This is a genomic window from Lacrimispora brassicae (assembly GCF_054772055.1).
Genome location: NZ_BRYH01000053.1, coordinates 69,392 through 83,993, shown reverse-complemented (window position 1 = coordinate 83,993; position 14,602 = coordinate 69,392). Strand labels below are relative to the sequence as shown.

Genomic DNA, 14,602 nt, shown 5'->3' with positions numbered 1-14,602 from the left:
CTTCCTCCATAAACCTTTTTCACCGGTCTATTGTGTACGCCTTTAAGCACAGGTTACAGTTCTGGTTCTCGACCCGTTCCCATGCCCTGCCATCGGCGCTGATATATCCTTCCCCGTCTGAAATATTGACAAAAGTACGCCCATCGCCTGCATCATATTCAATGGCCGCAGGATGGACTGCATTCGGGGTGGTGATCTTTATGATCACCGCAAACCGTTCCCCAGAGGAAAGCTCTAAGCCCTCCTGCCGGTTTCCCGTAAGCGGCACCGTATAGTATCCTCCATAATCAAAGCTTCCCTTGGAAAGGAGAATTTTCCGGTCAAAATCCCGGCCTTCCACAATAGCGGATTCTTCTCCTGCATGACGCACTGCATAAACCTCATAAGAGGTGCCTGGACCTGTGGCATAGAAACCTGCTGCCTCAATGCGCTGGGGGGTCCCGGCTTCGTATACATTGGAAAACCACATAGTATCTTCCCCATACCCCATCTGGCCCACCCAGCCCCTTAGATCTGACTGATAAATATGGTCATAATTATCCCCATCTTCCACAACCGTATAAATAATATTGTTCCTTCCAATATTGGAATCATAATAGGACACATAAAAATATCCCTGATCCCCGAATCCGTCCCCCCAACTGTTCATACAAATAAATGCTCCGTCTCCCTGAACTTCCTCATGAAAGTTCTCCTTGGGATAAGCATCATCCCAGCCAATGATCACGGAATCATGGTTGGGAGGCTCGGGGCCTATGTAGCAGTAGGCGAAATCCTCCTCATTGTAGGAAACAGACTGGCTGTCCCCGCCGGTGAGAGAGGTATATAGAGAGCTTTGCACCCCTCCATAGGTAAGTACAGCCCCTTTGATCCTCTCATAATCCTTGTCAGGAAGAAGCTGGATCTCCTGGACGTGCTTTTGTGCTTTTAAGCCATCCGGTGAAATGCCGTCACCGTATGGGTCCTCTGCTTCCGATACCGGGCCTCTCCATGACAGCAGATAGGCCATGGACATGGTGTATTCTCCGCCCTCCTCCTGAGGGATACAAAAACCATTGTTTAAAGACATATGATCTTCAGAAAAATCATAGCTTTCCTCTGGAAGAAGCCCTGCTTCCAAGGCCTGCAGAGAAGCAAATGCCCAACAGGTGCCAATGGAGCCCTGGTTTTTCACAGGAGGAACCCGGCCTTTTGTTCTCCCGTCATAGAAAGCCGGCAGTTGTCCGTTTAAAATTTCCGTTTTCCGGGACTCTGTCCTGCTATGTGCCTCCCCGCTTTCTGACTCTTTTACATAATTCCGGTCTGTCCTCATTACAGGATCCGTTTCCAGGCTGGAAATCCGGAATCCTGCCGCAAAACAAACGATTATCAGAAGCAGGGAAATCCACCTTTTATTCTTCAACCGAATCTCCTACTTTTCTTCTTGGGGGCTTTGGCCCCATAAACTGATAGAAATAAGTTTTCATCATACCATTATATATCTTCCGGTTTTTATCTGCCTTTCTTCCTATATACTTCTCCGCATCCTCTAAGGCTGTGATCATGTACAGGGACCAGGCGTCAAGGGAGTTATACCGCTCCCCGATCTGCCGGTACAGTTCCGGTAAATCCTTCTTTTCTTCAATTCGCTCCCCGTATGGCGGATTTGTAATGATGAAGCCGTATTTTTTGGGATGGCTCAGCGCTTCTAAGGGTCTTTGCTGGAAATGGATCATATGATCCACTCCGGCTGACTCCGCATTGGATCTGGCCGCCTTTACGATCTCACCGTCTATGTCATAGCCCTGAATATCCACCTTAGCATTGGCATCCAGAAGGTCGCCTGCCTCATCCATGGTTTCATACCAGCACTTTCTTGGAATCAGGTTTTTCCAGTCCTCCGCAAGGAAGGAACGGTTCATGCCGGGAGCCATGTTGGCCGCCATCATGGCCGCCTCGATCACAAAAGTACCGCTTCCGCAGAAAGGATCTACCAGGATCCGGTCCTTGTTCCACGGGGTCAGCAAAATAAGGGCAGCAGCCAGGGTCTCCGTAATAGGCGCCTTGCTGGTCAAGGTACGATACCCTCTTTTATGGAGGGAATCTCCCGTTGTATCGATGCCAACGGTCACCTGATCCTTATGGAGAAATACCCTGACAGGGTAGCTGCTTCCGCTCTCCGGAAACCATTCCACACCATAAGCCCCTTTTAACCGCTCCACCATGGCTTTCTTCATAATGGACTGGATATCAGAGGGGCTGAACAATTTGCTTTTAATGGAAGAAGCCTTTGCCACCCAGAACTTTCCATCCTGTGGGATGTAATCCTCCCAGCAGATCGCTTTGGTTCCCTGAAAAAGCTCTTCAAAGGATTCCCCATGAAAGCTTGCTGCCTTTAATAAAACCCGTTCCGCCGTGCGAAGAAATACATTGGCACGGCAAATCGCCTCATCATCTCCGATAAAGGTGACTCTTCCATCCTCTACTGATGCAATATCATAACCCAGATCAATAATTTCTCTTTTTAAAACCGCTTCCATGCCAAAATGACAGGGGGCAATCAATTCAAATGTTTTTTTCACCTTATTCTCCTAAGTTCATTTCTTTTATTACATTTCCGTCAAAATCCATAACATAGAACACCTTATCCTCCAATAGTCCGTAGGTAGAAGGATTTCCGCCCTTTGGAATGGACACAGAGCCTGGATTTAATATGGTAATATCACCAAAAAGCTCTGCAGTCAGGATATGAGTATGTCCGTGAAGCAGGATATCTCCCTTTTGTACCGGAGGCAGGTTCTCTTTATTATAAACGTGCCCGTGAGTTGCGTAAATTGTCAGCCCGGAGACAGCAAGCAGGGCATAATCTCCAAGGATAGGAAATTCCAGCACCATCTGATCCACTTCTGTGTCACAGTTTCCCCGTACACAATAGATCTGGTCCTTATAGCCATTTAACATGGAAATCACCTCTTTAGGAGCATATTCCCTTGGAAGGTCATTTCTTGGACCATGGTAAAGAATATCTCCTAACAGGATCAGCCTGCCTGCTCCGGAAGTTTTATATGCATCTAACAGCTTCCTGCAAAAATAGGCAGAACCATGAATGTCGGAAGCAATCATATATTTCATAGATCGTTTTCTCCTTTTGTATTTAATAGGTATATTTTAAGGCTAGCGGGGTATTTCTGTCAATGAATTTACCTATCCGTGAACCATATATTTTCCTTTGTAATACGCAATTCCATTGGCAATATTGACCACATTGTATCCAGCCTGCTCCAATTTCCTGCAAACTATCATGCTTTGCCCGCCCCTGGAACAGTAAAATATCAAAAGTTTATCCTTTGGCAAGCTGCTCACCCATTGATCCATATCTTCATACGGCAAATTCACTGCTCCCCTAATATGGGACTGCCTGTAGGACGACTGACTGCGGAGATCAATAATCATAATGTTTTCATTATAATTGATATAGTGATCCACTTCCCAAATCGGTATGGTCCTGAACATATTATCACCTGTCCTTTCTAGTAATAATATATTCCATATTTTCCGGAATGCGAAAGTCGTTCCAAAAACAAGGCTGTCCAGACAAAAAAACGCGGGAAAGGACCTCTTTGTCTCTTTCCCACGCCTTTTTAATAATTGTTTTAGCTGACCTTATTAATTGAAATTGTTGCGGCTGCTGTCCTTGCTGGAATTGCGGCTGTTGTTCTGATTATTGTTCTGGCTGTTATTCTGGTTGTTGTTCTGGCTGTTGTTCTGGTTGTTGTTCTGGTTGTTGTTCTGGTTGTTGTTCTGGCTGTTGTTCTGGTTGTTGTTCTGGCTGTTGTTCTGGTTGTTGTTCTGGCTGTTGTTCTGGTTGTTGTTCTGGTTGTTGTTCTGGCTGCTGGTATGGGAATTCCTGGAAGAATTGTCCATATTATTGTAATTATTCTTAGACATATTAATACCTCCTGTCGGCGTTTTACGTTACATGGTTTAGTATGTCGGGTTTTCGACAGATTATACCGCCATTTTTATTTTAAAATTTAAAAATAACTTTGCATTTTTATCAAGACTATATTATAATTTAAATGAGGAATTTATTTTCCTCATCCTTATTAATTATTTATACTCCCCTCAGAAACAGCCGGATGGCTCCCCTGTCCGTCTGTTTCTTTTTGTATTTTTCCGGCAACAAAAGACCTTCGGCAATCCCATGCCGAAGGCCTATATCCCTTTCCAAAATCCGGTAATCCGCTATTTCATTAGTCGCCAAGAACATTGACGATTTTCACAGGTGTCCGATAATTCCACGGAGAAGTTTTAATACCTGTGCTGTAAGTTGATGAATGGACTACTTGTCCATTGCCGATATACATGGCAACATGGTTTATGGATGATCCACTGCCATAAAAAATCAAATCGCCGGGGCGCATCTGGTCAGCGCTGACTGCTCTCCCCTGGGAAGCCTGTCCACCTGAGGAACGGTTGATGGTAAGACCTGCTGCGTGCTGCATCACATATCTGGTAAATCCGGAACAGTCTACTCCGGTGCGCGGATCACTGCCGCCATAGGCATAACGCCCGCCGACAAACTGAAGTGCGTAATTAACAATGCCTTGCCTGAGATCAACAGCCGCCTGGGTCTGGGTCTTTACCTCCAATGCAGCCAGTGTTTCCTCGTCGGTTGACGATATGGTGGCATTCCCCTCTGCTGGCAAAAAACCATATGTATCATTGATCTTTACCTTAACATATCCATCACCCATATCCTGAACAACTTCAAAGGAAGATCCTTTGGAAGCGGTCATCAGCGCTTCCTGACCAGCTTCATCCTTGCTGATCGTTACATTATCTGATTCAACGGTCACCATATAGTTCCCATAACTGAGTCCTGGACCGGAAATTTCTTCTGCTCTTACATCTGAAGGACCTGCAATTATCATTGCGCTGCAAAAAGCCATAAGGCCTAACGTTTTCCATGTATTATTTATCATCGGGAAATCTGCTCCTATTTTTACTTTTTGATTTTCAAATGTTACGTAAGTATTAAATTCATTACGGTTATTATACATTTACTTTATCTTTTCGTCAAGTATTATTTAAAACTGCACGAATTTCTAAATATTTTAGTTTAAAACCCTGACAAATTTCACAGGTTTGCGATACATGACGTTTGTTACGATAATTCCGGTCTTTTCTGTGGAAGCGTGGACCACGCGGCCGTCTCCCATGTAAAGAGCCACATGGTTAATGGAACCATTTTTTCCATAAAATACCAAATCTCCCCCACGGGCTTCCTCGTAGCTGACACTGCGGCCTTCCTTTGACTGGGACTTAGAGCTGTGACTTAAATTGACACCTGCCGCATTTTTTAACACATATCTGGTAAACCCGGAACAGTCCACTCCGGTCTTGGGATTGACCCCACCGTAGACATAGCGTCCGCCTACAAACTGAAGCGCATAATCCACAATCTGCTGGCGCTGAAGAACAGACTTGTCCACCTTTTCCTGGGTTTTCTCAATGAGCGTAGCAGAACCGCTTTGTATGTACCCTTCTCCTTCTGGAGTCTTTATTTTAATCCATCCATCTTTGGGGGACTCCACCACTTCATAGGTTTGTCCCTCTCCGGTCTGGGAAAGCACTGTTCCTGCCGTATTTGCAGCCTCCCTCACAGATACAGGCATATCCATCTTCGCATAAAGTGTCGTGCTGGTTTCTACAGCAATTTCTGCCGCTTTCGTCTCTGTAGGAGAAACCCAGCTTAAGCTTGCTAAAAGCCCTAAAAGCCCCATCGCCTTCCACATTTTATTCTTCATACCATATCTCCTGTTCTTACGTTTTTCTGTCAGTCCCGCAAAACCCGGTTAAAATGTTACATAATTGTTACATTTCGAATTATATACTTATAGCTTGCATTTGTCAAGCAAAAACGGCATTCACAACGCTTCTCGCGTCATAAATGCCGTCACACTTTTGTAATATTTGTTTGAAATTATTAAATATCTTTGACTTTACCGTTTCGTTCCTCTTACAAACCAGACAATGAGAAATACCAAAAGCAAGGGGCCCATAATAGGCATCAGAAGACTGAAAATCCCTGTAACAATGCCAGCGATCAAAAAGAAAAACAAAATAAGCACCGCGACTCCCAAAAGCTTCCAGTACCATTTGCTTAAGTCAATGAAATGCATATGGCGTCCGAAATTACCTGGATCCTCATACACATCCCGGTCTGCACCGGAATAGGATTCATAATAGGTTCTTCCTGATCCGCTGTCCTTTGCATTCTCGCTGGCTTCAAAAATCGTCCTGGCAATCAGTCTTGGATCGCCGATGGAAGCGATTACCGCCTCTTCCGTCGAGCCATTTCTCACTTCCGTGGTGATATATTCTTCATAATACCTGATATTTTCCTCGATCACGCTCCCGGTCACTTCACCTGTTAAAGCCTCCCTCAAGCGCTGTAAAAACTCCTGTCTGCTCATCTGAGCCTCCTTCAATTAAGTAAATAGCTTTGATTATTGTATCATCCGACAGGGATTTCGTAAAGAAACCTTCTCTGAATAAATTCTTAAAATTTCATAATATAACTTATCAGAAATCATTTTTCTGATTTCTGATAAAAGGCAGTGCTTTTCACTGCCGTCCATCCGATTATGAAAACATCTTTTTGTTTTCATAATATAGCTATCAGAAATCGTTTTTTCTGATTTCTGATAAAAGGCAGTGCTTTTTACTGCCGTCCATCCGATTATGAAAACATCTTTTTGTTTTCATAATCGGATGGACTACTCTACCTTCTCCTTAATTACGCCATCCCGGTATGCTGCCACCAGTTCCTTTAGATCCGCGATCCGTTCGGCCAGCTCCACACCCTTATCCGTATCCGCCACCATGACCCGGTCCTTCATGTTCTCAACCACCGAAACCTTTGGCGTGCTCTCCTTATTGGGATCAAAGGGCTTGTGCTCCGCAAGAGCCAGATGATTGGAATTATAAATCAAGGTGTAGCCTGCGATCCCTGTCTTGGACTGGTAAGCCTTTGACAGGCCTCCATCAATGAGGAACAGCTTGCCGCCTGCCTTCACCGGTGACTCTCCCTCTTTTATTTTCACCGGAACGTGGCCGTTGATGATGTGGGAGCCTTTTGGGGAAAGGCCGAATTCTTCCAGTATCTTATCACAATATTCTTCCTTCACACTGAGCCTGTAATAAGGATTCATGGGCTCTTTATGGGCAGCATGGTCTCCGATAAAATAATGCTCAAAGGTGGTCATTTTACCCTTGCCGTAAACCGGGGATTTGGCCCCGCACCATAAATACCATATAAAGTCCCTGGCATCCTCACTTTCCGGGGAGCCCTCAGGCATAAAATATGCATTTTGAACCTTCCGGTCCACATAATCCATCAGGGCTTTTCCTGAATAAGCGTGATGGTCCACCACGATCTCATCAAAGGAGCCGTCCTCCTTCATGGGAATGCAGCCATGATACAGAAGGTTTGAATTATAGCATTTATACATGCTTCCATGAGAATACAAAAACCGGATATGCTTATGAAGAAGCTCATTATGCATAAAGGAAAGCTGCAGGGTGTGGAGAAGCTCTTCTTCCTCCTTGCTGAACTTTAACGGCTGCTTGGAATCCACCGTTGGAAAGAACATATCAAGCATTGGGTATTCCTTACCCTCCACGGTCACAACACTCCGGTCAAAATCAATGGCCTCAATCAGGACCCGGTCGCTCATCTCATATTCCGGATGGCGCTTTATGATCTGTCCCTCCACCTTAAACTGGATGACCGCAATGGCCTTGTGCATCTTGGCCGCCAGTCCCGGATCCACCGCATCGTATATGTTTTGATCAAGGATCTGGGGAACAAACCGGTCACAGGGATCGTCCCGGTAAACTTTTGCCGCAAACATGGATAAGGGGCGGAGGTTGATGCCGTATCCGTCCTCCAGCACATCAAAGCTGTTATAGCTGATGGCGATCCTCAGTACATTGCAGATACATGCCAGATTCCCGGTAGCTGCTCCCATCCAGGAAATGTCATGATTGCCCCATTGGATATCAACATCGTGAAACCGCAGCAGTTCATCCATAATAATATCCGCCCTTGGCCCACGGTCAAAAATATCCCCTATAATATGCAGGCTGTCAATGGTTAAGTTCTGGATCAGCTCGCATAAGGCTATGATAAACTTATCTCCAACCCGGATGTCAATGATGGACCGTATGATCTCATTATAGTATACACGTTTATTGTCATCATTATAATCCACATGGATCAGCTCATCAATAATGTAGGCAAACTCCGGCGGCATTTTCTTTCTTACCTTGGATCTGGTGTACTTTGATGAAACCATTTTGCAGATCTGTACCAACCGGTAAATGGTCACTCTCTGCCAGTCACCATCTGCCAGGCCCTTAAACTCCAATTGGTTCATGACCCTTTCCGGATAGTAAATTAAGTTGGCTAACTCCACTTCTTCTTTCTCTGGTATGATGTGGCTGAAAGTCTCCGTAATCTTTTCACGGATAACTCCTGAGGCACTTTTTAACAAATGGACAAATGCCTCGTACTCGCCATGCAGGTCACTGAAAAAATATTCCGTTCCCTTTGGTAGTCCCTGAATGGCCGTAAGGTTGATGATTTCGCTGGAAGCAGCCTTAATCGTCGGATACTCCCTTGCCATCAGTTTCAAATACGCCAGACTTCTCATAATACCCTCCCATTCTCCATGAAGCCATGCTGCACTTCTATAGAGGTATAGTATCATAAAAGATACTAATTTAAAACCTTTTTTAGCGAGGCGTTCCCTATGGGGTGGCACGGTGCAAAACAAGCGGCAAGGTAATTCTTCCTCCCCTGCCGCCTGTTCTATCTTCCCACCAGACGGTAAGTCTGGCGGTATTCCTTTGGTGTTATTCCCATATACCGTTTAAAAATCCTTCTGAAATAATCCACATCCTGATATCCGCACTGGTAGGCGATCTCATTTCCTGTCTGGTTTGTCTCTATGAGCATTCTGCAGGCCTTATTAAGCCGTGCCTCATGGATTCCCTCTGTAAGAGTCTTTCCATAGACCGCGTTGTAAACCCGCCCAAGGTAATCCGGGCTGCAATCCAGCTTATCCGCCAGTATGGAAGAGGATAGGGGCTCTTCCAAATGATTCCGGATATATTGTCCCGCCTGGTTTGCCAAAAGTACCTTCTGTCCGTTTACCTCCATTGGAGAAAGGGAGTCGCTTAACTCGCACAGCAGTTCTAAAAGCACCAGGTTCAGAATGGTCCGGTCCTCCCTGCAGACATTCTGCCGCTTGATGAAACGGCGGAAAAGCTCCTCAAACTGCTCCGGCTTTCTGATGCGGATGAGCTGGGGCAGGGACATAATATCCCGTCCGATCCTCACCGCCTCCTCTTCCAGATGAAAATGCAGCCAGTAAAAATTTAAATCATCTTCAAATTCCCTTGTTCCCCAGTGATGCCTGCCGGGAAACAGGATCAGTGCTTCCCCTTCCTCCACGTTATATGTCACGTCCTCTTCGGCAATTCCCAGGATCCCGGAATTTACATAGATAATTTCAAAGGAATCTATGACCCGGTCCGCATGGCGTCCCTGCCCGCTGGTTACCAGATACCCTGCATTCAGCGCCCTCACCGGAAGCACAGCCTTTAAATTTAAGTAATGTTCCATTGTTTCCTCCTGTCAGCCCGGTCGGAATCCTCCAGTTTTTCGCTTCTTTTTCCTCTTGTATCCCTCCCATTATACTGGCAATATAAAGAGAGAGAAAACCATTAATCAAAGAATATCAGATATCTAACAAAAAGAAAAGGGGATTGTGGCAGTTCTGCCACGGAAGATCGATGATAGAAGCAGTATTACTTTTAAAAGAAAAGGTGTCACACACCTATTTTAGCGGAACCACCATGACAGAAACGGATTATTCCAGGGGCAGACGGCTTTTTATTGCAGAAGGCTGCTGTGCCAACGGAATTGTCACCCTGACCACCGGAGCATTCCTCTCCGGCTATGCCAATTCACTGGGCGCCACGGATTCCATGAACGGGATCATCGGCTCTATCCCGGTCCTTCTCTGCACCCTTCAGATGTTTTCCTCCATCATTCTGGAAAGCCTCTGCCGGAAAAAATGCCTGATCTCCAGCTTTTCCTTTATCCACAGACTTCTTCTGGCGTCGGTGTTTTTTGTGCCCCTGTTTATTAAAAATCCCGGGCTCCGCCTGGCGGCCGTGATCGCCATCTATGGAACCGCCCACTTTTTCGGAGCCTTTGTCGGAACCGGGACAGGAAACTGGCTCCTGCAGCTTGTTCCCCAGCATATAAGAGGGAATTATCTGGGAAAAAAGGATTCCTTTGCCTTTGCCTTTTCCACCATCCTGAGCCTGATCATGGGCTGGGTCATGGACCGGTTCCGCAGCTCTTCCATGGAACAGACCGGCTTTCTGGTGGTGGGAACCGTGGTCTTTTTCATCGCCTGTACGAATTTCTGGTGTCTTTCCTCCATCAGTGAGCCGGAAAGCATTCCCCACCGCCAAAAGCTTCAGGATGCGGTTATAAAGCCTTTGGCCGATAAAGAGTACCGGAAGGTCATGCTCACCTACATGTTCTGGAACCTGGCTCTCCAGATCGCAGGTCCCTTTTTCAGCGTATACATGGTCACAGGCCTTAAGCTGGATTATACATACATCACCTTTTTAGGCCTCATCTCCTCAACCGTCCGGGTTTTGGCTGCCTGGCTCTGGGGACGCTTAGCAGACGCTACCTCCTGGCTTTTGGCAGCCCGCTGTTCCATGGGCATGCTGGGACTTGTCCACGCAAGCTGGCTTTTCATGACCCCTGAAACCTGCTATACCCTTCAGCCGATTTTACAGGCATTATCAGGTGCCGCCTGGGGAGGCATTGCCATATCCGTCTTTAACCTTCAGTACCACTATGCCCCAACGGAAAAACGGGTGCTTTATGTCAGCTCCAATTCCTCCTATGCAGGGCTTTGCGGCTTTCTTTCCACCCTCCTTGGAGCCTCTCTTCTAAAGGTGTTTCCCTCCCTGGAAATAGGCGGGCTTTCCATAACCGGGATGCAGTTACTCTTCCTTCTTTCCGGGATACTGATTCTGGGATGTGTTTTTTACATGGGAAGGCTCCGGTCTGTTTCCCGTTAAAGCCGCCGGTCCCTGGAGGACTCCCTGATGATCAGCTCCGGCTTTAAGATCCGCTCCACTTTGCTTTCTTCATCCGGAACATGGTTCATCTTTTCCAAAAGCAGCTCCGCCGCCATGGCCCCCAGGCGTTCCTGGGGGTGGGCGATGGTTGTCAGCTTCACCAGTCCGTTTTCTGCAATAAAGGAATTGTCATAGCCTGTCACGGAAATATCCTCAGGCACGGAAAATCCGATTTTTTCAATGGTTTTCATCACCTCAAAGGCGATCTGGTCGTTGTAGCAGACGATTCCGTCCATGGGGACCCCTTCTTCCAGCATAAGCCTTAAGGTGCCGGAAGGCTTTGTCATACGGTCCTCTGTATGGAACCAGACCACCATGTCCGGATCATAGGAAAATCCCGCCTCCTGAAGGGCTTTTACATAGCCTTTGTGGCGGTCTCTTCCCTGGCTGTCATCGGCCTTGAATATTCCCAGAATGTGTTTATGTCCCAATTCCAGCAGATGCTTTGTCACCAGATACCCGCCCATACAGTCGTCCATCAGGATATGGGGTTTGTTTTTCATATGGGCATAACAGCCCTGGATGAACACATAAGGGATCTGGTAAAAATCCAGCTTCTCATAAAGCCCTTTATGGCCGCACATGATCTCGCTTTTGCTGGGCTCTATAATGAGCCCGTCAACGTCTTTTTCAAGGATCTCTTCTAAGCACTTACTTTCCTTCAGCCTGCTGTTTCCCGTATTTTTCAATATGATGCTGTAGCTGTTTGCCGTCAGTACGCCGTCAATTCCCTGAATCAGCCTGGGGAAAATGTAATCCGACAGATAGGTGGTAATGACTGCAATGTTTCCTGAACCCTTTTTCCTTCCTGCTTTCCTGGAAACAAAGGTTCCCCGGCCATGCTCCGCCTCAATAAACCCTTCCTGCTCCAGAATGGACAGGGCTTTTCTCACCGTATGGCGGCTTACATGGCAGGAGGCCGACAGCTCATGTTCCGATGGCAGCCGGTCTCCCGGCTTTCGCCTTCCTGAAACAATCTCCCTTTTCAGTTCTTCCATTAACACATAATACTTTGCTTTTCCGCTGTCTTCCGCCATATGGGGCTCCTTATAATTCTTATTTCTGGCCGTAATAGGCATCAGGCCCATGCTTGCGCAGGAAATGCTTATCCTGCATACTCTGAGGTGCCGGCAAAACCGCCGGGTTTAACAGCTCGGTCATTAAATTCATCCTGGCGATCTCCTCCAGCACAACGGCGTTGTGGACCGCATCGGCCGCATCCTTACCCCAGGTAAAGGGTCCATGGTTTTTGCACAAAACCGCCGGCACGTGCATGGGGTTTATTCCCTGAAAGGTCTCAATGATCACGGCTCCCGTATTCCTTTCGTATCCGTCCTCAATCTCTTTTTCCGTGAGATTTCTGGCACAGGGGATCTCCCCGTAGAAATAATCTCCATGAGTGGTCCCGTAGCAGGGAATTGCCCTTCCTGCCTGGGCCCAGGATGTGGCCATGGGAGAATGGGTATGGACGATCCCGCCGATTTCCTTAAAAGCCTTATAAAGCTCTAAATGGGTGGCCGTATCAGAAGACGGTCTTAATTTTCCTTCCACCTGATTTCCCTCAAGATCCATGACCACCATATCCTCAGGGGCAAGCACGTCATAATCCACCCCGCTGGGCTTGATCACGAAAAGTCCTTTATCCCGGTCAATGCCGCTGACATTTCCCCAGGTATAAGTGATGAGCCCCCTTCTGGGCAGCTCCATGTTTGCCTCGTATACACGTTTTTTCAGTTCTTCCAGCATATCAGCTTCCTCCTTTTTCCTTCCGGAATTATTTTAAGCTGTCCACCGCAGCCCGTTCAATGGAAAGCCCGTTTCTGTACCGCTCCATAAACGCTTGAAAGCCTGCCACATCCTCAGGGTCAGGCTCCATTATGGTTCCTCCTTCGGCCTTAAATACCTTTTCCGCCAGATAATGATCCAGGGCTTCCCCCTCTTCCTTCCAAAGCATGTAAGAGGCCAAAAGAGCGGCTCCCCAGGCCCCGCCTTCACCGGCTGTCTCCATAACGGCAACCGGAACGCCCACGGCTGCCGCCATGATCCGCTGTCCCACTTCCCTGGTCTTAAAAAGTCCTCCGTGGCCTAAAAGCACGTTCAGCCGGACCCCTTCCTCAAACAGGATATCCATTCCCATGTTCAAAGCTCCCAAGGCCGTATAAAGATGGACTCTCATAAAGTTGGCAAGAGTAAACCTGCTTTCCGGTGTCCTGACAAACACCGGCCTTCCCTCTTCAAAATGGGTGATATGCTCTCCGGATAAATATCCGTAGGAAAGCATACCTCCCCCATCCTTATCTCCTTCCAGGGCTTTCTGGTAAAGGGTGGAAAACAGAGTATTCCTGTCGGTTTTCATTCCCATTGCCCCGGCAAATTCCTCAAACAGGGAAACCCAGGCGTTTAAATCCGAGGTGCAGTTGTTGCAGTGGACCATTGCCACCATATCTCCTGCCGGAGTGGTGACCATATCAATTTCCGGATAGACACTGGAAAGCTCCTTTTCCAGCACTACCATTGCAAACACGCTGGTTCCTGCTGATACATTGCCGGTCCTTCTTGCCACGCTGTTGGTGGCAGTCATCCCTGTCCCTGCATCGCCTTCCGGCGGGCAAAGGGGGATTCCAGGCTTTAAATTCCCCCTGGGATCAAGAAGCCTTGCCCCTTCCTCTGTCAGGATCCCAGCCCTCTCCCCTGCCGTCATCACCTTTGGCATGATATCCCGAAGCTTCCAGGGAAACTGATGGGGAACCACCAGCTCATCAAACTGCCGGATCATGGGTTCATGGAAGTCCTTTGCAGCGCTGTCCACAGGAAACATTCCTGCGCAGTCCCCAATGCCCAGGACCCGCTCTCCGGTCAGCTTCCAGTGGACATAGCCTTCCAAAGTGACCAGGTAATCGATTCCTGGCACATGATCTTCCCTGTTAAGGATTGCCTGATATAAGTGGGCAATGCTCCATCTCTGGGGAATGTGATAGGAAAACAGCTTTGTCAGCGTTTCCGAAGCCTCCTTTGTCATGGTATTTCTCCAGGTACGGAAGGGAACCAAAAGCTCTCCCTCCTTATCAAATGCCATATACCCATGCATCATGGCGGAGAAGCAGATGGCCCCCAGGGTAGTGAGCGTTTCCCCATACCTCTCCTTCACATCCTCTGCCATTTTTCTGTAGCTCTCCTGCACACCCTCCCAGATATCCGGGATGGAGTAGGTCCAGACGCCGTCTACATACTGGTTTTCCCAGTCATGACTTCCGGAGGCAATGGGATTGTGGTCTTCATCTACCAATATTGCCTTGATTCTTGTGGAGCCAAGCTCGATTCCCAGGGCGGTTTTCCCTTCCCGGATGGCGGCTCCTATTTGTTCTTCCTTCATTTGAAACCCCTC

14 protein-coding genes are annotated in these 14,602 nt (G+C 47.4%); 1 reads left to right on the top strand and 13 read right to left on the bottom strand.

Annotation, left to right across the window (positions count from 1 at the left end; all coding sequences use genetic code 11):
• Positions 1 to 19: 19 nt before the first annotated feature.
• From ACYVD3_RS24030 to ACYVD3_RS23985, 10 genes are all read right to left on the bottom strand, one after another.
• A complete protein-coding gene (locus ACYVD3_RS24030) occupies positions 20 to 1,402 on the bottom strand; it encodes a lectin like domain-containing protein (protein ID WP_460645029.1) in 1,383 nt (460 codons plus the stop codon).
• On the bottom strand, positions 1,392 to 2,561 hold the full coding sequence (locus ACYVD3_RS24025) for a THUMP domain-containing class I SAM-dependent RNA methyltransferase (protein WP_460645028.1): 1,170 nt from the start codon (positions 2,559 to 2,561) through the stop codon (positions 1,392 to 1,394). Before ACYVD3_RS24025 ends, ACYVD3_RS24030 begins: the two co-directional genes overlap by 11 nt.
• A 1-nt stretch (position 2,562) precedes the next feature.
• A complete protein-coding gene (gene yfcE, locus ACYVD3_RS24020; RefSeq protein WP_460645027.1) occupies positions 2,563 to 3,111 on the bottom strand; it encodes a phosphodiesterase in 549 nt (182 codons plus the stop codon).
• Positions 3,112 to 3,183: 72 nt separating this feature from the next.
• Positions 3,184 to 3,492, bottom strand: coding sequence for a rhodanese-like domain-containing protein (locus ACYVD3_RS24015; RefSeq protein WP_460645026.1), 309 nt, complete (start codon positions 3,490 to 3,492; stop codon positions 3,184 to 3,186).
• 153 nt (positions 3,493 to 3,645) lie between these two features.
• Complete coding sequence (locus ACYVD3_RS24010; RefSeq protein ID WP_460645025.1) at positions 3,646 to 3,927, bottom strand: hypothetical protein; 282 nt, start codon at positions 3,925 to 3,927, stop codon at positions 3,646 to 3,648.
• 305 nt (positions 3,928 to 4,232) lie between these two features.
• Positions 4,233 to 4,964: a C40 family peptidase gene (locus ACYVD3_RS24005; protein ID WP_460645024.1), complete on the bottom strand. Its 732-nt coding sequence runs from the start codon at positions 4,962 to 4,964 to the stop codon at positions 4,233 to 4,235.
• Positions 4,965 to 5,096: 132 nt separating this feature from the next.
• Positions 5,097 to 5,789 (bottom strand): C40 family peptidase, encoded by a 693-nt coding sequence (locus ACYVD3_RS24000; RefSeq protein WP_460645023.1) that lies wholly within the window; start codon positions 5,787 to 5,789, stop codon positions 5,097 to 5,099.
• A gap of 195 nt (positions 5,790 to 5,984) precedes the next feature.
• Positions 5,985 to 6,458: a DUF1700 domain-containing protein gene (locus ACYVD3_RS23995; protein WP_460645022.1), complete on the bottom strand. Its 474-nt coding sequence runs from the start codon at positions 6,456 to 6,458 to the stop codon at positions 5,985 to 5,987.
• Positions 6,459 to 6,761: 303 nt separating this feature from the next.
• Positions 6,762 to 8,699, bottom strand: coding sequence for a fructose-1,6-bisphosphatase (locus ACYVD3_RS23990; protein WP_460645021.1), 1,938 nt, complete (start codon positions 8,697 to 8,699; stop codon positions 6,762 to 6,764).
• A gap of 158 nt (positions 8,700 to 8,857) precedes the next feature.
• Positions 8,858 to 9,673 carry a helix-turn-helix domain-containing protein gene (locus tag ACYVD3_RS23985; protein WP_460645020.1) on the bottom strand — a complete coding sequence of 272 codons (816 nt, stop codon included), beginning with the start codon at positions 9,671 to 9,673 and terminating at the stop codon, positions 8,858 to 8,860.
• Between the two features lie 170 nt (positions 9,674 to 9,843).
• Here ACYVD3_RS23985 and ACYVD3_RS23980 point away from each other — a divergent pair, with 170 nt between their 5' ends.
• On the top strand, positions 9,844 to 11,157 hold the full coding sequence (locus ACYVD3_RS23980; RefSeq protein ID WP_460645019.1) for an MFS transporter: 1,314 nt from the start codon (positions 9,844 to 9,846) through the stop codon (positions 11,155 to 11,157).
• Here the strand turns inward: ACYVD3_RS23980 and ACYVD3_RS23975 are convergent.
• Genes ACYVD3_RS23975 through ACYVD3_RS23965 form a run of 3 tightly spaced genes read right to left on the bottom strand, consistent with a single transcriptional unit; the run spans position 11,154 to position 14,590 of the window.
• Positions 11,154 to 12,254 carry a substrate-binding domain-containing protein gene (locus ACYVD3_RS23975; RefSeq protein ID WP_460645018.1) on the bottom strand — a complete coding sequence of 367 codons (1,101 nt, stop codon included), beginning with the start codon at positions 12,252 to 12,254 and terminating at the stop codon, positions 11,154 to 11,156. The two genes, ACYVD3_RS23980 and ACYVD3_RS23975, sit on opposite strands and share 4 nt — an antisense overlap.
• A 19-nt stretch (positions 12,255 to 12,273) precedes the next feature.
• Positions 12,274 to 12,963 carry an L-ribulose-5-phosphate 4-epimerase gene (locus ACYVD3_RS23970; protein WP_460645017.1) on the bottom strand — a complete coding sequence of 230 codons (690 nt, stop codon included), beginning with the start codon at positions 12,961 to 12,963 and terminating at the stop codon, positions 12,274 to 12,276.
• A gap of 28 nt (positions 12,964 to 12,991) precedes the next feature.
• Entirely contained in the window at positions 12,992 to 14,590 is a 1,599-nt protein-coding gene (locus tag ACYVD3_RS23965) for a xylulokinase (protein WP_460645016.1), read from the bottom strand.
• Positions 14,591 to 14,602: the final 12 nt, after the last annotated feature.

Excerpts from the sequence above, each read along its gene's own strand:
- ACYVD3_RS23975 (WP_460645018.1), bottom strand. The coding sequence starts at position 12,254 with ATGGCGGAAGACAGCGGAAAAGCAAAGTATTATGTGTTAATGGAAGAA.
- ACYVD3_RS23970 (WP_460645017.1), bottom strand. The coding sequence starts at position 12,963 with ATGCTGGAAGAACTGAAAAAACGTGTATACGAGGCAAACATGGAGCTG.
- ACYVD3_RS24005 (WP_460645024.1), bottom strand. The coding sequence starts at position 4,964 with ATGATAAATAATACATGGAAAACGTTAGGCCTTATGGCTTTTTGCAGC.
- ACYVD3_RS23985 (WP_460645020.1), bottom strand. The coding sequence starts at position 9,673 with ATGGAACATTACTTAAATTTAAAGGCTGTGCTTCCGGTGAGGGCGCTG.
- ACYVD3_RS24000 (WP_460645023.1), bottom strand. The coding sequence starts at position 5,789 with ATGAAGAATAAAATGTGGAAGGCGATGGGGCTTTTAGGGCTTTTAGCA.
- ACYVD3_RS24015 (WP_460645026.1), bottom strand. The coding sequence starts at position 3,492 with ATGTTCAGGACCATACCGATTTGGGAAGTGGATCACTATATCAATTAT.
- ACYVD3_RS24010 (WP_460645025.1), bottom strand. The coding sequence starts at position 3,927 with ATGTCTAAGAATAATTACAATAATATGGACAATTCTTCCAGGAATTCC.
- yfcE (WP_460645027.1), bottom strand. The coding sequence starts at position 3,111 with ATGAAATATATGATTGCTTCCGACATTCATGGTTCTGCCTATTTTTGC.
- ACYVD3_RS23980 (WP_460645019.1), top strand. The coding sequence starts at position 9,844 with ATGATAGAAGCAGTATTACTTTTAAAAGAAAAGGTGTCACACACCTAT.
- ACYVD3_RS23965 (WP_460645016.1), bottom strand. The coding sequence starts at position 14,590 with ATGAAGGAAGAACAAATAGGAGCCGCCATCCGGGAAGGGAAAACCGCC.
- ACYVD3_RS23990 (WP_460645021.1), bottom strand. The coding sequence starts at position 8,699 with ATGAGAAGTCTGGCGTATTTGAAACTGATGGCAAGGGAGTATCCGACG.
- ACYVD3_RS23995 (WP_460645022.1), bottom strand. The coding sequence starts at position 6,458 with ATGAGCAGACAGGAGTTTTTACAGCGCTTGAGGGAGGCTTTAACAGGT.